The sequence below is a fragment of the Haladaptatus sp. DYF46 genome, assembly GCF_021083305.1.
GTDB lineage: Archaea > Halobacteriota > Halobacteria > Halobacteriales > Haladaptataceae > Haladaptatus.
In genome coordinates, this window is sequence record NZ_JAJFAY010000005.1 from 119,171 (window position 1) to 139,928 (window position 20,758).

The window sequence follows — 20,758 nt, forward strand, 5'->3', positions numbered from 1 at the left end:
ATAAGACCATGCCTTCTGCCATCGATGAGATCGACGATATTTCTGCTCGGGATATCGCTATTCTGAAGGCCCGTATCGAGCATCCAACTGCTTCGGTGCGAGTGCTAAAGGAACGATTAGAGGATGAGTATGGGATCTCTCTGTCGCACAATCGTGTGAACGATATTCTTCGTGAGTTGAGCGACAAGGACGTGTTTCGACAAGTTTCCCTATTAAATGAGAGCTTTTTTGAGTACCACCTTTTCCAAATCGCATTTCATTATCCTAACTTTGAGGATCGGTGGGAAGAATGCTATGACGATTTGATGAATGACCCCCACGTCTTGATGTTCTTCAATGCAGACGATTATCATCACTGGCAGTTTATCGCCCGCTTCCGAAAGCACGAGAAAAGCGAAACTTGGAAACACGAATTTTTCAAGAAACATGGCGATTTGATCGCGCAGTTTGATTCGAGTTCCCTGCCAGAGATACACAAATTCCGCAACGATACGGAGGTACTCGAGCAAATTCTCCACGAAACAGAAGAAGGGGAAAAGTTCGTAAAAAACAACGACGGGGAAACAGAGGACCGTGAAGAAGATCTCGACGATGAGACAGAGCGGGTAGTCGCCACAGATGGTGGGGCAAATGACTGAATTTGGCTCGAATTCATACATATAGGGTTGTGCTTTGTTTTCCGTGTCGGCCTCTATCGAGATCGGTATGGGCGGATCAGAGAAGGGCGGGCGCGATGCACGAGATAGTAGTTACCAATCTTAACGTCTCCCACAACCGCACCAAATAGTTATGTAGAACCACTAAAGATATATTGACTAGCACTTCGAGCAATGCCAACACATTCTAATACATCTTCGAATCGAAAGCAGATCATCAAACAACGACACAGAGAAGTCGCGAATGACCTCCTCCCGTACTATACTGCTCAACTCTACATAGGAGGCAATTGGGTCGACAGTGCCTCCGGACAGACACTCCAAACACGCGACCCAACAACGGGAGAAGTCCTCGCTGAAGTGCAAGCCGGGAACGAAGCTGACATCGATCGTGCGGTTGATGCTGCCTGGGAAGCATATGATGATTGTTGGGCCGCATATTCGACAGCAGACCGGCAACGAATATTAACCGAAATCGCAGATCGTATCGAGACTCGAAGAGAGGAGTTTGCAAAACTTGAATCGCTTGATAACGGAAAACCGATTACTGAATCCCGTGACGATATTGAGCTAGTAATCGATCACTTTCGATACTTCGCTGGTGCTGCCCGTTTCTTGGAAGGAAAAACAATTCCTACAGATAGTAATAACCATATCCAGACAATTAAAGAGCCCTATGGAGTGGTTGGACAAATCACTCCCTGGAATTTCCCGTTGCTGATGGCTTCATGGAAATTGGCACCGGCTCTTGCCGCCGGGAATACAACTGTGTTGAAGCCAGCTGAGCAGACTCCTCTATCGATAATTGAATTCATCCGCGAAACTGAAGATGTTTTACCGCCCGGTGTTGTCAACCTTATTACCGGATATGGTGCCGAAGCAGGTGCACCCCTTGTAAGCCATGACGATGTGCGAAAAATCGCTTTTACAGGATCAACTGAAGTCGGCCATGGTGTGATGAAGAACACTGCGAACTCGATCACTGATCTTACGTTAGAGCTCGGTGGAAAAAGTCCTGTAATCGTCTTTCCGGATGCTGATATAGAAAAAGCAGTAACAGTCACAACTAAAGCGTTATTTTTCAACGCAGGAGAGTGCTGCTGTGCTGGGACTCGGTTGCTAATCCATGAGGATATTTACGACCAGTTCCTCCCGGCATATATGGGTGAAGTTGGAAGTCTGACAGTTGGGGATCCACTCCTAGACGAAACAGAACTAGGTCCGAAAGTATCACAGGCCGAGTTGGAGAGAACGATGCGATATATTGGATGGGCACAGGAGGCGGATGCGGAAATTCTAACTGGTGGAGGGCCCCCTGATGATGAAGCGCTTACTGATGGAAATTTTGTCGCACCAACCGTGATTTCAGACCTCGACCACGAAAGCAGGGTTGCACAAGAGGAAATCTTCGGTCCCGTCGAAGCAGTGTTTCGGTGGTCCTCTTATGATACGATGATCGAATTGGCGAATGACACGCAGTTCGGTTTGGCAGCAGGAATCATCACGGACGATTTGGATTCTGCCTATAAGACAGCACGCGATATCGAAGCGGGTAATATCTGGATCAACACCTACAATGAATTTCAAGCCGGTCAGCCATTTGGTGGTTACAAACAATCTGGAACCGGTCGTGAGACTGCGTTTGAAACCTTAGAAGAGTATACCCAAACCAAGAGCATTAATGTCGGGTTTGAGTGAAAATTTCCGGTAATCAGTTTCCTCTTCTCAACTGCTAGCTGCTGCAGGATTTACCTCTCGATGTACCCTCTATAGTAATCAACCTCTGCAACGGCGAACTCATGCAAAGTTTACATGAGTTGGGCCATTTGGCAGTGTAATATTTGCACTAATCGAATATTTAGTATTATTTGTAATCCATTACTCCGTATGAGCCATGATATTGTCGTACTTGGTGCAGGGTACGCGGGGACAAGTGCAGTGCAAAGCTTAGAACAGCGTTTTCAGCATAGAGATTGTAATATAACATGGGTTGACCTCCATGATTATCACTTAGTGCTGCATGAGGTACACAGAGTAATTCGAAATCCAGATGCAAAACACGAAATTACAATTCCGATCAATGAGATTAAGGAATCATCAACGAACTTCATCCGGGGTCGGGTCGAAACTATCGAGACTGATCAACAAGTTATCAGTCTTGATGATGGCACTGAAATATCATATGATTACGTTCTCATTGCTCTTGGGAGCCAGACCGCCTATTATGGAATCTCCGGATTGTCGGATAATGCACATACATTGAAGTCACTTGATGATGCACTAGCCATCCACGATCAGTTGAGAGATCAAGCGAATACCGCTTCAGAAGAGAATCCAGTACACGTCGTTGTTGGTGGTGCAGGTCTCTCCGGTATCCAAACTGCAGGTGAAATTGCCGCGTTAGCTGATGAAGAAGGGCTCCCAATTTCGGTCACTCTCGTTGAAGCAATGGAGTCAATTATGCCAGGCCATTCATCTGACCTCCAGCGATCCGTTCGGAGGGAATTAGAACAGGCGAACATTGATATCCTTACTGATGACCCAATTACCGAAGCAAAAGCAACTGAGATCGAGTTTGCGAGTGGAAATTCCGCTAACTTTGATCTCTTTATTTGGACGGGAGGGATTACAGGGCGGGATACCATGGAATCCGTCTCGGTCGCGAAAGAACACAATCGAGTGCAGGCAGACACGACCTTCAAGACGAGTGACAACTCCGTGTTCGTAATTGGCGACGCAGGGCTCATCAACGATGGAGATGGCGTTATTCCGCCAACTGCACAAGCTGCTTGGCAAGCTGCTAATACCGTCGCCAAAAATATTGAGCGGTCAATTGACGAGAAACCACTTGAAGCGTGGAATTATTCGGATAAAGGAACTGTAATTTCGATCGGTGAATCCGCTGTTGCACATAGTGTACCAGTTTCCCCTATCGAGACGTTTGGCTCCTATCCGGCACAAATCTTGAAAAAGATGGTTGCTGCACGCTGGATCGCTAGTGTGACGACTTGGAGTCGCGCCCTCAGGTCCTGGAAGACACTCTAAGCACTCACCATTTCCGGGGAGATGTGATCGACGAAGCCATAACAGGGTTCGGTAGGTGACCTATCGACGCCATTACTGAATTTTTTATTGCTATTCAAAAGGAAATGTTCACGGTATAGGGATCTTTATTATTGGGGGAGGTATTCAAATAGACATGGTTGATAATGATAATCTCTGGGATAAAGTGGAATTGGATACGCGACTTGAAGAAACAGAATCGTTCACACCACCGGGATCGTTCATCGAACAGGCCAATATTTCTGATTCGAGCGTTTTGACGGCCATCAGATTTCATTTGTCGATCACACGAGTGCAGTGCTTCTCGAGAGCACGAGATAGAGCATCTGTTTGTCTTCGATAGTGACTTTCAACAATGGGGGGTAGAGTCTATATTACAGAAATAGCTTTCCGTATTCAAAACAGTAGAAGAGTATGTCTTCGCCAGATTCCACGTCCGAGGAAACGACAATATTTCCAAACCAACGGTGGAACGTGGTGCTCGCAGCCACATTTACTCTTCTGGGAGTCTATTACATACTCTCTCCAGAGATGGGTGCTGAATCATCTCCGGTTGGTGTTCCATTCCTGTTACTGGGTGTATTCGGATTTATCGTCTCCGTTGTGAGATACGTTCGTCACTAGCTGGTATTGAAACTGGACATGAACCATCGTGTAGCCAAGTACTGCATGCTGGAAACCTTCATTAGTTCTGAACTCACCTCTTAGACCATGGGAAAGTTAGTAGCAATAACGACGGATAACAAGGAAATAGAATGTCACGATATAAGAGAAGGAGACAATGGTTTACAACTTCGTAACGAGGAGAAAGATCTCGTTGGATATATTCCCTATAACCGTCTCTGTTACGTAGAAACGACGTAAGCGAATCTCTGAAATCACTAATTCAGATTACTGGCGACGATATACTTCGAGTAATCTGTGAGTCCGAGTTTCCAGCGGTGACCGTTCGGTGGGTTGTAGATTTTTGTACCGATAGCCACATGATATGGTTTCGAAGAAAGAAGAATACATGTCGTGTCCTGATACGAAATTCACAAAGCGTTGTTCAATCTAATCGCCGCACTACTTGGAGATTGTGCGACGACGGCGCAAGTCTGGGATGGGCCGAACGATACCAAAGAGGGTTCGGTTGAAGCTGACACCGATGGCTAATCCAAGAGAGAACCATGGGAAAATCTCAACCGGGAGTGTACTGTTGGATCGAACGTTATCCGAATGACTGTAAACTGGACTCGGAATATTGCTCCAGTTCCTGCTCAGTATCCAATTCGCGCCACCCAAACGGTGACAACACACTCGCTGCCCCACGAACTAACAACTCTCGATAAAACCCAATATCATACGCACCCAGATTCTCACTCGCCAACATCACTCGCTCTCGCGACTACTTCGAATCATCCATCACCACATACAAAACGCTCTGTCCAGGGGCATGCACCAACCCCAACTCAGCCGCTCGCTCTAATGCTGCTACACTCCGCGTGGACTGCGTGTAGTCCTCCTTCTTTTTCGAAACCCAATTCGTGATCACCAACTCATTCGGATCAACTGCCCCTCGCTCAAGTCGATCAACCTACGACCGCAGTTCCTCACAAACTGCCTCTGGATCACGATACGCATCCACCGTTCGAATCAACGCTTTCTGTGTATCATCGATATCAAACCATTTTGTCGATCCCTTCTGATTATCGGCTCGGTATCGAAACGACAAGAGCCGTCTATAAAATACAGCGAGAGTACCACGGGTCACCTGACCCGTGGGTGAATCGCGTCCAATGACCAACCAACCGCACAATCGCAACAACTATGTTACCACGGATGATACCATGAATTGCAACACAATGGACGAACGTCACCTCAGAGTCGCCCTTTCAGACGACGACATCCAACGCGCCAAAGAGTACGCCGACGCTCGTGGGCTTCGAATGCCACGCGCCTACGCCGACCTCATTCGCGCCGGTCTCAACGCCGAGGACGATTAACACATGGACATCACGCTTTGCTGTCGTGCCTATCCCAACGAGGAAGTGGCCAGCGAAGCGTGGCGACATATCAACATTCACCGCCAAATCAGAAACCACGCCGTCAGAGACTACTATTCTCACGCACCTACCAACAAACCGAGTGCGTACGATCAAGTCAACAAGCTTCCGGCGTGGAAGAAACGGTGGTCGGAATGGAAAGAGGTGTCAGCACATGCCGCCCAACAAACGGTCTCGCAAATCCACAAAGACCTGAAAACCTTGCGGAAAAAGCGAAAGAAAGGCTACAAAGTTGGGCGTTTGCGGTGGCAAGGTGCGGGAGAAGTACGGTCAGTCGCGTATCAATCAGAAGGCTTCAACGTGGATAACAACACGGGCCAAAATGGGTACGTGACACTTCATCTCTCCAAAATCGGCGACCTACGGGTGAGGGAATCGCACCCGATCCCGAAAACAGACGACATCAAGCGCGTCATCCTCAAGAAAGAGACAACCGGCGAATGGTTCGCCTGTTTCGTCACCGATATTCCGAAAGTGGAGAAACCCGCTATCGAGAGCATCAACCGCACGAACAGCGTCGGGGTCGATCTTGGGATTCTGTCGTACATCCACACTACGGACAACCTCTCGGTCGAATCGCTCGACGTAACCGATGAGTACGACCGATATGCAAGAGAACAACGGTCGTTAGACCGGAAAGAACACGGGTCGGCCAATTGGGAGAAACAACGGCGGGAAACGGCGAAAGCCAAGCGAGCAATCAAACGGAAGGTGCTCGACTTTCAGCACAAACTTTCGACGTGGTTAGTGAAGGAATACGACGCGGTGTTCGTCGAAGACTTGGACGTGAAGTCGATGCTCGAAACCAGCCATTCCGCCAAGAACAAGCAGGACGCGGCATGGTCGCGGTTTCTCGACTTGCTCGAATACAAGGGCGAACTCCATGGAACATACGTTCTCCGTGTCGATGCACGTGGGACGACGAAAGAGTGTTCTCGATGTAGTGTCGAGACCAGCAAGCCACTGTGGGTTCGGGAACACTCATGTCCGGCGTGCGGCCATACGGAAGACCGCGATTTGAACGCGGCGAAGAATATTCAAAACAGAGGTTTAGAAGAACTCTTTTCAGCGGATATAGGGCCGGGACGGTCCGAATCAACGCCTGTGCAGACTGCGCTCACTACGTTCACCCCCGTTCGGGTGAATGCAAAGCGCGTCGTGGAAGCAGGAAGCCCCGCGTCACCGTACGCGGGGTAGTTCACGTGGCGGCGTCAATAGCGTTCTCAAGATCAGCAATGATCTGTCCGGGATCTTCAATACCTACAGAAAGGCGAACGAGATCATCAGTGACCCCGGAAGCAGCCTGTTCAGCGTCTGTAAGCTGTTGATGGGTCGTACTAGCTGGATGAATGATGAGTGTCTTTGCATCACCAACATTAGCAAGCAAACTCGCCAACTCTGTCGATTCAACGGTTTTTCGCGCAGCGTCGTATCCATCCGCAAGACCGAAAGTGATCATACCACCGTAGCCGCCTTCGAGATATTCGGTAGCCGTATCGTGAGTTTTGTGGGAAGAGAGACCCGGGTAGTTCACCCACGCAACATCCTCATGATCTCGGAGATATTCGGCTACTGCCATTGCATTCTCGCAGTGACGGTCCATCCGAAGGGAAAGCGTTTCGAGTCCCTGTAGAGTTTGCCAAGCGTCGAAAGGCGCTTGCTGGTTTCCAAGATCGCGGAGTCCGCGGGCAATCGCAGCGTATGTGAACGCCTCATCCCCAAATGTTTCCGCGAAGTTGACACCATGATATGCAGGGTTATCTTGAGCAATCTCACTATATTTCTCTGGATAATTGCCCCAAGGGAATGAGCCACCATCAACAATCACGCCACCAATGGTAGTACCGGAGCCGTGAAGCCATTTTGTGGTCGAGTTCCAGACGAGATCCGCGCCATGTTCGAGTGGACGACAGAGGTAGGGTGTCGCGAAGGTATTATCGACGAGTAAGGGAACGCCGTGGTCGTGAGCGATATCGGCGATCTGCTGGATATCAGGTGTGTCGAGGGCTGGGTTCCCGATCGTCTCAAGATGGACATAGGCAGTATCGTCGTCGATGGCCTCATCGTATGCCTGATAGTCGAGTGTGTCCACGAATTTGGCTGTGACACCTCGGCGTTCGATTGAATGGGTGAAGTACGTGTATGTACCTCCGTATAATGAGGAGGCTGTGACGATATTGTCGCCAGCCTCTGCCAGTAGGAACGTTGCGAGGTTCAGCGCAGCCATCCCAGATGCAGTGACGACACTCCCGACACCGCCTTCAAGAGCGGCAAGTCGATCTTGTAGCGTCTCAAGAGTCGGATTCATCAATCGAGAATAAATATAGCCGGGCTTTTCGAGCGCAAACTGGGTTGCTGCATCTTCGGCGTCTTCGAAAACGTAGGAAGTGGTTTGGTAGAGTGGTGGCGCTCGTGCCCCAGTCACAGGATCAGGGTCTTGACCGGCGTGCAGTGAGTCAGTAGCGAATGAACTACCAGTAGGATCGTCGCTCATGCATTCCTAAATGAAATCTGGGATATTATGTGAACGTATTAAGGGAAAGCTTGCCGAGATCGTTGACAACATTGTGAGCTGCCAACCGTAGTCACCAACTCATTCGGATCGACCGCTCCACGCGCAAGCCGATCGATCCACGACCGCAATTCCCCTACAAACCGCCCCCGAGTCACGATACCTATCGACTGCTCGAATCAACTCCTTATGCGCATCGTCAATCGTGAGTTCGGTAACCCTCTCACTTGTAAGCTCTGTCTCCAATGGCTATCTGCATCTGCGAGAGTTCGTGGGTCGGTAGTGGGTCAACCCCTTCTTCGAGACAGTATCGAAACTCCCGCGAGAAGCCGACATTATAACAGCGATACACACCAGGCGAACCCCATTTACTCACCGTTCACGCTACTGAATTCACCGCCTTGAGGTCGACCACGTCCACCTGAAGTACTTTTCAGGATTGTGGCGAAAGCTCACTCGTTCATTGACGACAGCAACCCGAACGACGGGAGGATGGTCTCGGAGTGCAGCACGTGCCATCGAAAATTCGCCGTCACCATGGGCAGAGATATAGATCGTGGGTGTGTACAACTCATCGACTTCACACCTCGCCCCCGACTCGTTACCGACCATTTGAGCACGTCGCCGTCGACGTAGTCGATTTTGTACATCATGTCCTCATCCTCGATCGTTCAACTCGTCCTCAACGTGATCGAGTCGGTCTTCTAAATCCTCAATCTGCTTTTGCTGCTCGATGAGCATCGAAATCAACGCTGGAATCTCGACGAACTGGTGGTTCTGAACCCCACTCGCATCCGCATGAGCGCGGGCATATTCGAAGAGTCGATCGAAGACGGGCTCGTCAGCGTGACGGAGTGCCCGTCGATACTTGCTCCATCGAGATTCCATCGCCTGCAGCAAATCACGATACGTTGTGTTAGTACGCCCCATTCGCACTCACCTCCGGTGAAACATCAGCGTCAACCATCGCCGGATGCCGATTGGCGAGAATACGGTTCCAATACGCGAGCGTCGTTTGGACCAGCCCATTCTCCAACGGGTAGACTAACGTCTCGCACTCCTCGCCTGCAAACCGTGGGCCGAACTCGGTCTGTTCACACTGAATCGTTTGATCAGCAATGTCGTGAACCGGTGCTGTCAGCGTATCGTCCGTCTGTAACGTCAGAAGCACCGGAATCTCGAACCGCTCGGACCGAGACTGACGTCACTATTCAGAGCTGTAGTCGGTGAGTCGAATCTTTCCCTCCACTTCGTAAATATGGCCCTTATCGTGCAGCCGTTCGATGATATCCTCGGCAGATGGTCGTCCGAGATCCTCTTCATCGTCCAAAATCGAATAGGCGTGCTCGTAGGTGAGCTCGCGCTCTTCAGGGAGACGTCTCGCGAGCGCATCAAGCGCGTCTTGCGCAAGTGGGGAGAGCGGAGATTTCCCATTTGGAACCATTCGTACTCTCCAATTCACCTACCACACAGGTAAACCCTCGGTCAAAGTCTATTCGTGCCACTAGTTAATGCGATGTAGTAAGAGGAATAAGCAGCCGATATGGGTGTATGGGTTGGGATGAGTACGACAACCCACATCGGCTGCTGGATTGCTAACTGCACTCGACGCTTGGTATCCGACGGATAAAGTCTTCAGCCATCCACAGTGGAAGTGAAACTGAACGTACCTCCTCCAAATTCGATTCTACCATTCTCAGCATCACTACTGCGCCGAGAACGGGACGACAAGGCAAACACTCATGGTTAGCATAGAATACTAACCACTAATGCCCAACACAATCAAACGGTCCGGCGATGGCCTCGCTCTCCAGGTTACAAAGCCCGCCCGAGCCGCTGGATTCGTCGAAGAGACCGACGACGACCTCGGCCGCATCAATGACGTGAATTTCATTGAACTCGTAACGTCAGCCGCGCTCGACACTGTCTCGATCCACCGCGTTACAAATGCTTCACTCCAAATCGCAGGGAATGGCTATTAGGTCCAACTCCCCGGTGCTGCAGATGCAGGATTCAACGTCGGTGATCAAGCGCCCTGTACACCAGCGCCGAATCTGCTCGTGAATTGGGTCGCTAATTTAGAGCAGATAGCACTGACGAGTGCTTTTAATCTTAAGATTAATGTTAATAGCGTGGCCACTCCCCGATTTCTTGCTCCGATATCGCTAGTTCGTAACTCTACCGGATATTTGCATTGCTACAGATTTCCAACGCTGAGTCATTGACAAGACTATTGTATCAAACTTAAACTTAATCTTAAGATTAGTATTGCCTATCGATTTCCCATTTCCGCATCGCGCGTTCGAACGTTTCCGGATGGCGACGAGCTAGCTTCTTTAGGTGCTCGCGAAATGACTCGGCCACGTTGAATTCGAGGTTGTCGTCGCTCTGCAGTTCTTTGTAAAACCGGTGCATCGGCTCGTCGACTGAGAAGCCAACAGTTTGTTCTTTTGGTCCCTCCCCGAGTTTGTTCAAATACTCGTCCGCGTCGAATTCGTTTCTCGACGTCTCTTCGTTTGTCTCCCCACCCGATTCTGCTGCATCCATCGCATCGTTCAGTGGATTACTCATTGTTGATCTTAACCTTATCATTAAGCTTAAGTGTACTGATCGAGTGTCGAGTCGTCAATCTCTACGGTTTCGATGTCATCGAACTGCCGTGCGCCAGCACGGAATGCGTGGTAACACTGTTGCCGAATCGATCGGGGAGTCCCGTCACTTCGATCGACAACCTCGTCGATTGCGCTTGCACTGTAGGGATCAGATGAGTAGCCATCACTGTACTCTTCTTCGCGTGCGAACGCGAGCCACCGTCCGATCAGTTCATCAGTCTCGGCAAAACCAAACCGTTCCAGTGATCGATCCTTCGCGACGAGACGAGAGGTAAGTGTCTCGCGAAGTTCGTCGATTCGCTCACTTGCTATCGGTGTACCGAACAGGAACAACAGGAATACTGGTTCTTCATCACCGAGGTCACCGACACTCTGCAACGCGGCGAGTAGCTGTTCGTATGTACGCGTGTTGCGTGCTGCATCCTCGAGTTGATCCACTTGGATGATGCAGGCGATATCCTGTTCTTCGAGCTGAGCGGCTACGTCTTCGACGATCTGTCGGACCTCATCGGTCGGATGTGGATAGGCATCCGGTATCTCCAGGTCTTCATACTGGGATAGTTCGTCTAGTAGTCGCGTGTAGAATCGTCGTGTTGTGATTGACTCGACTTCACGAATCCGTGCAATGTGGAACTCTTCGCTTCGGGGGCCGTTTGCGAGTGCGTCATAGACGAGATCGCGAAAGTGAGTCTCCCCTGCCCCGCGCCGGTCGATGATCGAGACGTGGCCCGCTCGGTTCAGAATGTGTGAAGCGACTTCGTTGAGTAAGTCATCGTTCACACGGACGGCAACCTCTGGATTCGGTAGCGTTTCCGCGGTGAACGGAATCCGGTCTGGTTTGATTCCTAGTTGTTTCGCATAGCGTTTTTGCACGCTTTCAGTGTCGTCGAGTGCTTGTGTGAACTGGTCCGTTCCCATACACCGACACTAGAGTGTATAACCTTAAATTTAATCTTAAGATTAATCTGCTGTTCGAGTTGGGGAGTGACACTGAGCCGTTTCCCTCAACTACTAACCCAATGGGTGGGCGTCTTTACAGGTCTCCGTTGATGATATCTGCAACTCGTTGGCGGTCGAACAGCTGCTCGTCAGTTGGAATCTCAGGGTATGCTCCGCCGGTATAGGTCGGCCAGTCGCCGAACTGGTCCGGGTATAATTGCTTGGTAGTCATTTCCAACTGGAAGAGGTTGATAACCGGGCCCTGATTACGTACGCCGCCAGCGTACACGCGGTCGTTCGTCACTGCGCTGAGCTGCTGTGCGACTGGATCCTCTTCGAACGTGCTTCGGACGTCCTCGATACCGGAGTGGCCCATCATCTCGGCGACGAGGATAACGTCCGGGTCGTGCTCTGCTAGCGTCTCGTAATCGATTTGCTGGCTGCTCGATAAGTCCACGAACACATCTGTCGCTCCGAGTGGGCGCGTGTGTGCATAGGTGAAGCCCGGCGCGTTGAGAGGGTATACCCACAGTGACTCGTCGACCACTTTGAGAGTCACCGCTGTCGGTCGGTTGTCTACGGGTGGACGGTTTTGCTCGATCGACGCGAGCACGGTGGTGTGAATATCAGCAAGCGCTCTGTACCGATCTTCGGCCTGGAAGAGCTTGGCGACTTGCTCGAAGATCTCCCACAGCGTATAATACTCGTATAGGTTAGCCCATTCTTCGGGCGGAGAACCGTGTGTGTTGCTGAAGGTGTTGCCGAACCACGGTGCGACGTTCTCTTCGATCTCAGTGACGTCGGTGCGATCCAGCGAGTCCATCCACGTCATGTATGCGGGATCTGCGAGGTGGAGATCGCTATCGAGTTCGTAGAGCAGTTCCTTATCCGGGTTGAACGAGTTCGGGAGGTCACTCCACTCGACGGAGATGCCGTCGAGCCGTTCGAGATAACTGTTCCACATCTGGGTGGCTGCGTCACCGCCCCAGGTCGCGTTGACGGCATCGGCTCGGCCAACTGCAAGCGCCATCCCCGCATGATGGGTCAAATCCGTGAAGATGTGTTCCGGGACCGAGTCGAGTTCGATGTCACCGACAGGCCGGAGCGTCGCCGAGAGCGATTGGGCTGCGGTGGTCCTGTCCGTTCCAGTGGTTTGGGGCGGTTCAGTTTGGGGAGGCTCAGAGGTATCGCTTGTACAGCCAGCGAGTACTGTACCGCCTAAAAGTGCACCGCCGCCTTTGACGACGTCTCTGCGCGTCGGCATTTCGACGGAATCGCTATGCATCGATATCACCTCGAATCTATGCATCGATATCACCTCGAATAATGTCTGCGACCCGCTCGTGGTCGAACAGCTGTTGGTCGGAACTGAACTCTGGATACACGTCGCCGTTCTCGTATCCTGGCCACGCACCGAACTGTTCTGGGTACAACTGCTTGGCGGTCATCTCCGTCTGGAAGAGGTTCATCAGTGGTCCCTGCCATCGCGTTCCCTGGACGTGCATCTGGTCGTTCTGTACGGCAGTCAACTCGCTTCCGACGGGGTCGTCCCGCAGGTTCTGCTCCATTTGTTCAAAGTCGACTGTCTCCGTGACCGTCCAGAGTGCGAGTATCACGTCTGGGTCGACTTCCAGCAGTGCCTCCATATCGATTCGCTTGAACGGCCCGCTAAACTCCTGATCGCCGAAGGCGTCGACGGCCCCGAGCGGTCGAGTATGGGAGTTCCAGTATCCTGGAGCGTTCAGATGAAGTGCATAGATGGCGGACAGGTCCGTTTGAATAGAGAGGTATGCGACAGTCGGTCGTTCCGACTCCGGTGGACGCCGCTCTTCGATAGTCCCGAGGAGGTGGTCGTGGACGGCTGCGAGTGCCTCGTACCGCGACCGTTCTCCGTACAGGCTTGCGACGCCATTGAACAGTTCCCACAGCGTGTTGTACTCGTAGCCGTCGGCCCATTTCTCGGGCGATGCGCCGTGATAGCAGCTGTAGTAGTTCCCGAACCACGGTCCGACGTTGTTCGCGATCTCGTTGACGTCGGCCTGGTTCCAGTTGTCCTCTGTCGTCACCCACGCTGGGTCGACAAGGTGGATATCGCTATCGAGTTCGTACAGCTGTTCTTTCGTGAAGCCGTACTCCCTTGCCTGGTCTGCCCACGCGATCTCGACGCCGTCCATTCCGGCGGTGAAGTATTCGAGGGCGGCCGCGGTTCCGTCCCACCAGAGGTAGTTGACGGTCTCACCCTGTCCGAGTGCGGTGGCCATGTCCGGGAACCAGGGGAAGTGGGTGAAGACGTTCGTCGGTGGTGCTTCGAGCGTGACGGTACCAACTGGCGATATCTCGGCCGTGTAACTCGGCTCTGGCGTTGTCGTGGCTGTCTCGCTCTCTTGTGCTGTCGTCTGCGTAGCTGTGTCCGTTGGGGTCGATTCCTGATCGCTGTTGCCAGCACACCCGGCAAGCAATCCACCCCCTACAATCGCTCCACCGTACTTCAGGTAGTCCCGTCGTGTTGGTATCTTGTCTTGAGTGGTGTCGTCGCCCATAGTTAGAACGCCCCGTTGATACTGTCTGCGACGTTCTGGCGGTCGAACAGCTGCTCTGACGTCGAGAATGAAGGATACGATCCGCTTTCTGCAGTCGGCCAGTTGCCGAACTGCTCGGGATACACCTGTTTTGCGGCCATTTCCAGCTGGAAAACGTTGGCAATCGGACCGCCGTACCGGATTGCCATCGGGTAGATGCGACCGTTCTCGACTGCGGTGATCTGCTGGGCGACCGAGTCACCCTCAAGATGGGCTTTGATTTCGGCGAAGTTCCGTTCCGGCCCCATGGCGTGCGTGGCGAGAATGACGTCGGGGTCGGCTTCGACGAGCGCTTCGAGGTCGACCTGCGTATACCCTTCAATATCGGAGAACGCATCTTCGACACCGAGTGGGCGGAGATGTGCCTGTTCGAAGCCGGGATCGTTGATGTTGAACGGATAGATGCTGAGACCGCTATCGGAGAGTCCCATTTGCACACGTGCGACCCGTGGCCGCTCAGGTTCTGCCGGGCGATTCGTTTTGATTTTGGACACGAGATCCGTGTGAATCTCCGCGAGGGCCCGATACCGGTCTTCACGCTGGAACACGGCTGCGACTTTCTCGAAGATCTCCCAGAGCGTGTAGTACTCGTATTGCTCAGCCCACGCGTCGGGTGGGTCCCTGTGGTGGTCACTGTACGCGTTTCCGAACCACGGGGCGATGTTCTTGCGGACTTCCTCGACGTCTGTGACGTCCCAATTGTCCATGACGGTCATGTACGCGGGGTCCGCGAGGTGGATGTCGCTGTCCAGCTCGTAGAGCGTCTCTTTGCCAATGTTCCACGAATCGATAAGCCCAGTCCACTCGACTGAGACGCCGTCGAGACGGTCCAAGAACATGTTGTAGAGTCCGCCGAAGAGGCCAGGACGATACATCGCGTTGATCGCATTGCCGTGGCCGAGTGCGAGCGCCATGTCAGCGTGATGTATGAGGACGGTGAATGCACTTTCCGGCGGTTCTTCGAATTCCACGGTGCCAGCCGGCGCCATCGTTACCGAATACGACTCGTCCTTGGTCGTGGTGGATGTCGTCGAATCAGTTGGTGTGCCCGGCGTCGACGTTGATTCGATGCCGTTGCTGTTGCAGCCTGCGAGTAATCCACCACCAACAACTGCCCCGCTGTACTTCAGGTAGTCACGTCGAGTCTGTGCCTCGGTCGAATCTATGTCGTTGCTGTCACTCATATTCAAAAGTCTCCGCTGATGATGTCCGCGACCCGCTGGCGTGAGAAGAGCTGTTCGTCCTCCGGAACGTCAGGGAAGTTTTCGGGGTCGAACTCACCAAATTCTGCTGGTGCGAGCTGACGAGCAGCCAACTCGGTCTGAAACAGATTGGCGATCGGCCCCTGCTGGAACGACCCGCCAGGGTAGATATTCCCTTCCTGCACCGCGGTGAGCTGACTGCCGATGGGGTGCTCATTGAACGGCGTAACGAATTGATCGGTAAACGCCTCGCCGTCGAACTCCCCGTCATCGGTTGTCAGTCGAATCCCACTGTGGATCACGATGATCTCGGGGTTGACTTCCAGTAACTGTTCGTAGTCGATTTCGCCGCTTGCGACGGTTTCGGCCGAGAAAGCACTCGTAATCCTGAGGTCACGATATTGTTTCATTTCGCTTCCCTCAGTACTGATAGTCATCGGTGCGAACGTCCCATCGCTTGGCGATGAATTGAAGTTCAACAGCCCGATCTTGGGGCGTTCACTCTCGGGCGGGAGGCGTGACTGAATCTCTTCTCGCATCGCCTCAAACACGGCGGTGAACGCCTCATACCGCTCGCTTGTCCGGAATAGCGTTGCCAACCGTTCGAACGCTTCGTACAGCGTGTAGAACCGATAGTCGTGGAACGGGAGGCGGCGATAGAGAGTACTGCCGAAGAATGGGGCAACGTTATCAGTGATCTCCTGCGTGTCGGAGTAATCCCACGAACGGTCGTTCGCGGCGAAGTAGTTCGGGTCGGTAAGGATGACGTCGGGATCGAGTTCGTAGAAGACCTCGGCGTCCCACTTCCCGTCCGAGTAGGGTGCCCCGGCGTCTGCTGGCCACTCGATGCCAACACGGTCGAAAAAGTAACTCGGTCCGTACCATCCCGCCGGTTGGAACCCGTCACGCTGGCCGAGCGCGAGTGCCATATCTGCCCACGGACCGGTTATCGCCATCCACGTCTCCGGTGGCTCTTCAAACGTGAGACACCCAACCGGTTCGATACAGGCTTCATACGAGCTATCCTTCTCCGTAGAGGTCTCAGTGTCAGTATCGGCTGGCGTTGCTGTCGTTATCGCCGAATCAGTTGGACCCGAATCCCGTTTACCGGAACACCCGGCGAGTAATCCGCCACCGACAACCGCCCCGCCAAACTTCACGTAGTCTCGCCGCGTCGGTGCATCGTGTATCGTGTCATCGCTCGCCATGCGTTTTAGGCTCGCCTAAAACGTTATAACTGCTCCGATTCTTAGGTGTGCCTAAACTAAAAGGCTGTCATCACCCGTGCTCGGTTGCTCGTTCCGACGCGCGCTGAACGAACATTCTCAGGTAAGGACTCTATCTCGCCGGCTTGCACGCCCCAAAGGTTCGCATACAGACCATCCACAGTAAGCAACTCCTCGTGCTTTCCCCGTTCGACGACTCGTCCCTCGTCTAGCACGACGATGGTATCGGCGTCTTTCACTGTCGAAAGGCGGTGGGCGATGACCAGCGTGGTTCAGTCGGCCGCGAGCCAGTCGAGTGGCCGCTGGATGGGGTACTCAGTTTCGGTGTCAACTGCTAGTGCGACCGAGCAGTATTGGGTGGCACTTCGGTGGTACGACCCACACTCCCCTGCTACGATGTATTCGTCTGCGAGGCAGATCATGAGTCCGTCCATCCCGAGTACGACATCGGGACGGAGAAGACGACGATTTTGTCTCGGAGCACCAGACGGACGGTAACTCGGATGACTTGAGGCCTTTTGGAGGAGACTTTCAAGCGTCCACCTCTAGTCACTCGGATCGCATCGAGTTCCGTCATCGTGTCGCAGCAGCCGTGTTTGAGACGCTCTCTGACGCAGGCCACGACGGCGTCGAATCGGCCGAGCCGACGCCCCCGGTATCTTCCTGGTTGAGTACCTATGATGATGATCGGTACGTGACCAATCAGAATCTCCGCTTGGATACCGACGAGCGGCACGAAACAACATTGGTGTACTGACGCAGGGAGCACCCTGAGTGGACGGATCATCGCCAGTATTCAGTGTTTGTGACCAACGGGGATCTGAGACTGTTGCGCGAGTATGAGTATCGGTGGGAGATTGAGAGTGGGTATAAGAGCGTCAAACGATTCATGGCCGCTACGACGTCGAAGAATTTTGTCTTGCGCTTCTTCTACTTCGCATTCGCGTGTCTGCTGTACTCGATATGGCGAACCGTTGATCTGCTCGTCCAGGTTGCGGTGACTGATGAGTACGAGCATTTGCCAATCGTGACAGCAGACAATACGCTGACGCTGTTGAAGAGGGAAACAGGAATTGGGTAGTTGGGAACTCTACCTCGGGTAGCACAGCGTCTGAGTGGTAACGCTGTCGGAAGTCGCCGAAATTCGCGCATATGTTTGACAGCTCAACAAGAGTGGCCGTTTGGAGAGCAATCTGAGTCAGTTCTCGTTCACTGAACCCCCCGATACTACGCATCACAGAGCTAAACCCGCTGTAGTCTCAACTTCTGTCCTCCTACAGAAGTTGAGAGTAGCGCTCTCAATGCATGAACTACCCTCGAACAAATCGTGGTTGTTTGAGGATGGATTTGTAGCGTTTCCAGTTTCCTGACGACTAAAATCGACCTTCTTGGGGTCGTTATCACCAGTTTGGTCTCTCTTTTGCAATTCCCACTGATTGTCGGCAATAAATGTCTGAATCTATGCAATTCCTCGAATCTGTACGGTTGGTCTTCTGTAGGATTGCCATACTGAGAACGCATACCGTAAGTGGCAATTAGAGGACTAGATTGGTCGTCCAGAGAGCGAGGAGTCCAACACTGATAGTCCAAAGCGCGCTATTCGTACGATAGGCAACCCCTCCTGCAATGATTCCTGCGATGAGCTTCGGTGTGTCAAAAATAAGTGTTCCGTTTAGTTCTGTAGATATCACGAGGATTGAGGGTGCAACTAATGCGGCAAGCACTGCGGCTGGCACAAAATTGAGAATTTTTGTAGCTATCGGGCTCATCTCGTTGACTCTACTGAAAATCAAAAAGAAGAGGAATTTGAGCACAAACGTTCCGATACCCGCTGCAACGATGATGACCCAAATCATCACTGAATCGTAGCCAGTCACCATCAACATCATCTCTCACCTTTGGGAGTGTCCGCATCTTTGTCCTTTGTTAATCCTAATCGCGATGAAGACGGCTTTGTTCGAGAGGAGATTATTACTCCAGCCGAAATTCCTCCCATAACAGCGACGATGAACCCAAAATTGAATGGAATATTCGTACCGAGAATGCTGACGACGGCGGCTACTATCGCGGTGACTCGAAATGCACGGTCGGTGAGTAACGGCATCAACAGCGCTAAGAACGTTAGCGGGATGATGAAATCCAGGGAAATGAGCTCGGGAATATTTGCTCCAAAAACAGCTCCCGTCAATGTTCCTGCTTGCCACGTTATCCATTGTGCACTACTCGCACCAATGTAAAACCAAATTCGCTGACCAACTTGAGGAGTCTCCTCTCGAAATCGAGTGAACGTTACTGCATACGACTCGTCAGTGAGGAGATACGCAGCCAGTAGTTTTCTTGGCACATTTTCCTCATCAAAATATGTGCCTGCTGAAATACTATAGATGACGAGTCGAACGTTGACAACGATGGCCGTTAGAACAACCACCCCCATGGGGGCGGCTTGCTTCATGAGCTCGATTGCAGCGAGTTGCGCTGTCCCAGCGAACATAAATAGGGACATTCCAACTGCCTGACTTGGGGTCATGCCAACGCGTACTGCTGTCGCACCTGTGACGAGCGCAAACGGGACAATTCCGACAAGAAATGGACTGATCGTTCTCGCACCGACAAAGAATGCTCGCCAAGCTGGTGCCTTGTCTTTCCTCATAGATTGTATTTTTCTCACAGTTCTCATAGAAGACGACAGCCAGTAACAGGACGACCTGCTATCACCGGTTCCATCTTTATCGATCTCTTGTGAGTTGTTATTATCAATGACGTACGAACTATTCGCCCGTCAAATCGAGTTAGACCCGACACGGATTGCTGAGTCACGGCATACCATCAGAGAGCAATTGGCTGAATACGAGAACGGTCGTCGCCGTCAGTTCGAACTCACGTTCGATTTTACAGACGGATTCACTGGCGAGATCCATCGAGAACTCTGCAAGATCCCATACGGCGACACCCGAACCTACGGGCAGATCGCTGAACGATTGGGAACGGCACCCATCGCTGTCGGCCAAGCCTGCGCACGGAATCCAATTCCGGTGGTCATTCCCTGTCACCGTGTTGTCGGCACAGACTCCCTCGGCGGGTATATCTATCCTGGCCTCAAAGAGAAGTTACTGAACTTTGAGCAGGCGAACACGAGGTAAACAGACGTCGAAACGAACACAGGAGACACTACACATGAACGCTTCCGAACACACAGACAGGGCCCTCTGCGTTTCTCTTATGGTCTGGCACCCGGACTGCTGGGTCATCGAGTTGACAGAGAAGTTAGATATTGGGTTGATTGGGTACGGAACACGGACGAGACAGGACGGTCGGACGACGACACTCTACACCATCTACGCGAACACCGAAGAACAGATTTCATCGGGGATCGAACAAATTCGTGCCCATCCACAGGTGTACGTCGTTTCAGAAGTGAACCAAATGCACCGACTTGAAGCAACTTCGACGCCGGGGAACGCGACGAAAGGTCTTCTCATCGACCACGACGGAACGACACAAATCAGCGACGAGTTCCTCTCTCGCGGGTTCGTCCACGCGGAGCCCGTGGACGGTAACAACGGTGTGGAGTATTGGCGACTCCTCACTAACTACAATCGGGAAGAGGTAGAGTCGATCATTGACGAGATTTGTGAGTCTGTAGGTGCAGAAATCGATGTACTGGGTGTCACAGAGGCGGCTTGGGGGACGGGATTGGGAGGACTGCCACTTCATCGACTGACTCGCCGACAGCATGAAGTTTTTCAACTCGCACGACAGGAGGGCTACTATTCGACGCCCCGGCGTATCTCTGCAGACGGATTGGCTGATGAATTGGGCATATCAGCGTCTACGTTGCACGAACATCTTCAAAAAGTGGAGGCGAAGTTACTCGGACCATAGATAATGGGCCAGATGACGCTGAGTATACCTATCAGCGGGTGA

At 52.2% G+C, this 20,758-nt stretch carries 20 protein-coding genes and 2 pseudogenes; 9 read left to right on the forward strand and 13 right to left on the reverse strand.

The window, feature by feature from the left end; translation table 11 throughout:
- The first annotated feature begins 8 nt into the window (after positions 1-8).
- From LJF34_RS20735 to LJF34_RS20755, 5 genes are all read left to right on the forward strand, one after another.
- Positions 9-638: a helix-turn-helix domain-containing protein gene (locus tag LJF34_RS20735; protein ID WP_231187445.1), complete on the forward strand. Its 630-nt coding sequence runs from the start codon at positions 9-11 to the stop codon at positions 636-638.
- A gap of 192 nt (positions 639-830) precedes the next feature.
- The gene (locus LJF34_RS20740; protein ID WP_231187447.1) at positions 831-2,354 is read left to right on the forward strand and encodes an aldehyde dehydrogenase family protein; all 1,524 of its coding nucleotides are present in this window, start codon (positions 831-833) and stop codon (positions 2,352-2,354) included.
- A gap of 189 nt (positions 2,355-2,543) precedes the next feature.
- Complete coding sequence (locus LJF34_RS20745; RefSeq protein WP_231187449.1) at positions 2,544-3,701, forward strand: NAD(P)/FAD-dependent oxidoreductase; 1,158 nt, start codon at positions 2,544-2,546, stop codon at positions 3,699-3,701.
- A gap of 1,862 nt (positions 3,702-5,563) precedes the next feature.
- On the forward strand, positions 5,564-5,704 hold the full coding sequence (locus tag LJF34_RS20750; RefSeq protein WP_231187451.1) for a hypothetical protein: 141 nt from the start codon (positions 5,564-5,566) through the stop codon (positions 5,702-5,704).
- Positions 5,705-5,707: 3 nt separating this feature from the next.
- Positions 5,708-6,961, forward strand: a complete 1,254-nt coding sequence (locus LJF34_RS20755) for a transposase (protein WP_231187453.1) — start codon at positions 5,708-5,710, stop codon at positions 6,959-6,961.
- Position 6,962: 1 nt separating this feature from the next.
- Here LJF34_RS20755 and LJF34_RS20760 read toward each other — a convergent pair whose 3' ends face one another.
- The 4 genes from LJF34_RS20760 to LJF34_RS20775 all read right to left on the reverse strand — a co-directional run bounded on the left by LJF34_RS20760 (position 6,963) and on the right by LJF34_RS20775 (position 9,720).
- Entirely contained in the window at positions 6,963-8,258 is a 1,296-nt protein-coding gene (locus LJF34_RS20760; RefSeq protein ID WP_231187455.1) for an O-acetylhomoserine aminocarboxypropyltransferase/cysteine synthase family protein, read from the reverse strand.
- Between the two features lie 675 nt (positions 8,259-8,933).
- Positions 8,934-9,206 (reverse strand): hypothetical protein, encoded by a 273-nt coding sequence (locus tag LJF34_RS20765; protein WP_231187456.1) that lies wholly within the window; start codon positions 9,204-9,206, stop codon positions 8,934-8,936.
- Entirely contained in the window at positions 9,193-9,447 is a 255-nt protein-coding gene (locus tag LJF34_RS20770; RefSeq protein ID WP_231187457.1) for a hypothetical protein, read from the reverse strand. Before LJF34_RS20770 ends, LJF34_RS20765 begins: the two co-directional genes overlap by 14 nt.
- A 36-nt stretch (positions 9,448-9,483) precedes the next feature.
- The gene (locus LJF34_RS20775) at positions 9,484-9,720 is read right to left on the reverse strand and encodes a hypothetical protein (RefSeq protein WP_231187413.1); all 237 of its coding nucleotides are present in this window, start codon (positions 9,718-9,720) and stop codon (positions 9,484-9,486) included.
- A gap of 325 nt (positions 9,721-10,045) precedes the next feature.
- Here LJF34_RS20775 and LJF34_RS20780 point away from each other — a divergent pair, with 325 nt between their 5' ends.
- Positions 10,046-10,258, forward strand: coding sequence for a hypothetical protein (locus LJF34_RS20780; protein WP_231187458.1), 213 nt, complete (start codon positions 10,046-10,048; stop codon positions 10,256-10,258).
- A 280-nt stretch (positions 10,259-10,538) separates the two neighbouring features.
- Here the strand turns inward: LJF34_RS20780 and LJF34_RS20785 are convergent, their stop codons facing one another.
- From LJF34_RS20785 to LJF34_RS20815, 7 genes and pseudogenes are all read right to left on the reverse strand, one after another.
- Positions 10,539-10,847, reverse strand: a complete 309-nt coding sequence (locus LJF34_RS20785; RefSeq protein ID WP_231187459.1) for a hypothetical protein — start codon at positions 10,845-10,847, stop codon at positions 10,539-10,541.
- Positions 10,848-10,873: 26 nt separating this feature from the next.
- Positions 10,874-11,806, reverse strand: a complete 933-nt coding sequence (locus LJF34_RS20790; protein WP_231187460.1) for a hypothetical protein — start codon at positions 11,804-11,806, stop codon at positions 10,874-10,876.
- A 115-nt stretch (positions 11,807-11,921) separates the two neighbouring features.
- Positions 11,922-13,136: an ABC transporter substrate-binding protein gene (locus LJF34_RS20795; RefSeq protein WP_231187461.1), complete on the reverse strand. Its 1,215-nt coding sequence runs from the start codon at positions 13,134-13,136 to the stop codon at positions 11,922-11,924.
- Positions 13,129-14,367 (reverse strand): ABC transporter substrate-binding protein, encoded by a 1,239-nt coding sequence (locus LJF34_RS20800; RefSeq protein WP_231187462.1) that lies wholly within the window; start codon positions 14,365-14,367, stop codon positions 13,129-13,131. The genes LJF34_RS20795 and LJF34_RS20800 overlap by 8 nt, the downstream gene beginning before the upstream one ends.
- A 2-nt stretch (positions 14,368-14,369) precedes the next feature.
- Positions 14,370-15,590, reverse strand: coding sequence for an ABC transporter substrate-binding protein (locus LJF34_RS20805; RefSeq protein ID WP_231187464.1), 1,221 nt, complete (start codon positions 15,588-15,590; stop codon positions 14,370-14,372).
- 2 nt (positions 15,591-15,592) lie between these two features.
- Entirely contained in the window at positions 15,593-16,816 is a 1,224-nt protein-coding gene (locus LJF34_RS20810; protein ID WP_231187466.1) for an ABC transporter substrate-binding protein, read from the reverse strand.
- Positions 16,817-16,872: 56 nt separating this feature from the next.
- A pseudogene (locus LJF34_RS20815) lies at positions 16,873-17,166 on the reverse strand (ABC transporter ATP-binding protein); the annotation flags it as partial.
- A gap of 353 nt (positions 17,167-17,519) precedes the next feature.
- On the opposite strand from LJF34_RS20815, the pseudogene LJF34_RS20820 reads away from it, so the two are divergent.
- Positions 17,520-17,915: pseudogene (locus LJF34_RS20820) on the forward strand (transposase); the annotation flags it as partial.
- Positions 17,916-18,369: 454 nt separating this feature from the next.
- On the opposite strand, the gene LJF34_RS20825 reads toward LJF34_RS20820, so the two are convergent.
- Both LJF34_RS20825 and LJF34_RS20830 read right to left on the reverse strand, forming a co-directional pair.
- A complete protein-coding gene (locus LJF34_RS20825; RefSeq protein WP_231187468.1) occupies positions 18,370-18,690 on the reverse strand; it encodes an AzlD domain-containing protein in 321 nt (106 codons plus the stop codon).
- A gap of 29 nt (positions 18,691-18,719) precedes the next feature.
- Positions 18,720-19,484 carry an AzlC family ABC transporter permease gene (locus tag LJF34_RS20830; RefSeq protein ID WP_231187470.1) on the reverse strand — a complete coding sequence of 255 codons (765 nt, stop codon included), beginning with the start codon at positions 19,482-19,484 and terminating at the stop codon, positions 18,720-18,722.
- Between the two features lie 106 nt (positions 19,485-19,590).
- Between LJF34_RS20830 and LJF34_RS20835 the strand changes: the two genes are divergently transcribed.
- Together LJF34_RS20835 and LJF34_RS20840 are read left to right on the forward strand one after the other, a co-directional pair.
- The gene (locus tag LJF34_RS20835) at positions 19,591-19,974 is read left to right on the forward strand and encodes a methylated-DNA--[protein]-cysteine S-methyltransferase (RefSeq protein WP_231187472.1); all 384 of its coding nucleotides are present in this window, start codon (positions 19,591-19,593) and stop codon (positions 19,972-19,974) included.
- A gap of 34 nt (positions 19,975-20,008) precedes the next feature.
- Positions 20,009-20,716 carry a helix-turn-helix domain-containing protein gene (locus LJF34_RS20840; RefSeq protein WP_231187474.1) on the forward strand — a complete coding sequence of 236 codons (708 nt, stop codon included), beginning with the start codon at positions 20,009-20,011 and terminating at the stop codon, positions 20,714-20,716.
- The last annotated feature ends 42 nt before the right edge of the window (positions 20,717-20,758 follow it).

Bases quoted from the DNA above. Each gene is read 5' to 3' on its own strand.
- LJF34_RS20735 (WP_231187445.1), top strand. From the start codon at position 9: ATGCCTTCTGCCATCGATGAGATCGACGATATTTCTGCTCGGGATATC.
- LJF34_RS20740 (WP_231187447.1), top strand. From the start codon at position 831: ATGCCAACACATTCTAATACATCTTCGAATCGAAAGCAGATCATCAAA.
- LJF34_RS20745 (WP_231187449.1), top strand. From the start codon at position 2,544: ATGAGCCATGATATTGTCGTACTTGGTGCAGGGTACGCGGGGACAAGT.
- LJF34_RS20750 (WP_231187451.1), top strand. From the start codon at position 5,564: ATGGACGAACGTCACCTCAGAGTCGCCCTTTCAGACGACGACATCCAA.
- LJF34_RS20755 (WP_231187453.1), top strand. From the start codon at position 5,708: ATGGACATCACGCTTTGCTGTCGTGCCTATCCCAACGAGGAAGTGGCC.
- LJF34_RS20760 (WP_231187455.1), bottom strand. From the start codon at position 8,258: ATGAGCGACGATCCTACTGGTAGTTCATTCGCTACTGACTCACTGCAC.
- LJF34_RS20765 (WP_231187456.1), bottom strand. From the start codon at position 9,206: ATGGGGCGTACTAACACAACGTATCGTGATTTGCTGCAGGCGATGGAA.
- LJF34_RS20775 (WP_231187413.1), bottom strand. From the start codon at position 9,720: ATGGTTCCAAATGGGAAATCTCCGCTCTCCCCACTTGCGCAAGACGCG.
- LJF34_RS20780 (WP_231187458.1), top strand. From the start codon at position 10,046: ATGCCCAACACAATCAAACGGTCCGGCGATGGCCTCGCTCTCCAGGTT.
- LJF34_RS20785 (WP_231187459.1), bottom strand. From the start codon at position 10,847: ATGAGTAATCCACTGAACGATGCGATGGATGCAGCAGAATCGGGTGGG.
- LJF34_RS20790 (WP_231187460.1), bottom strand. From the start codon at position 11,806: ATGGGAACGGACCAGTTCACACAAGCACTCGACGACACTGAAAGCGTG.
- LJF34_RS20795 (WP_231187461.1), bottom strand. From the start codon at position 13,136: ATGCATAGATTCGAGGTGATATCGATGCATAGCGATTCCGTCGAAATG.
- LJF34_RS20800 (WP_231187462.1), bottom strand. From the start codon at position 14,367: ATGGGCGACGACACCACTCAAGACAAGATACCAACACGACGGGACTAC.
- LJF34_RS20805 (WP_231187464.1), bottom strand. From the start codon at position 15,590: ATGAGTGACAGCAACGACATAGATTCGACCGAGGCACAGACTCGACGT.
- LJF34_RS20810 (WP_231187466.1), bottom strand. From the start codon at position 16,816: ATGGCGAGCGATGACACGATACACGATGCACCGACGCGGCGAGACTAC.
- LJF34_RS20825 (WP_231187468.1), bottom strand. From the start codon at position 18,690: ATGATTTGGGTCATCATCGTTGCAGCGGGTATCGGAACGTTTGTGCTC.
- LJF34_RS20830 (WP_231187470.1), bottom strand. From the start codon at position 19,484: ATGAGGAAAGACAAGGCACCAGCTTGGCGAGCATTCTTTGTCGGTGCG.
- LJF34_RS20835 (WP_231187472.1), top strand. From the start codon at position 19,591: ATGACGTACGAACTATTCGCCCGTCAAATCGAGTTAGACCCGACACGG.
- LJF34_RS20840 (WP_231187474.1), top strand. From the start codon at position 20,009: ATGAACGCTTCCGAACACACAGACAGGGCCCTCTGCGTTTCTCTTATG.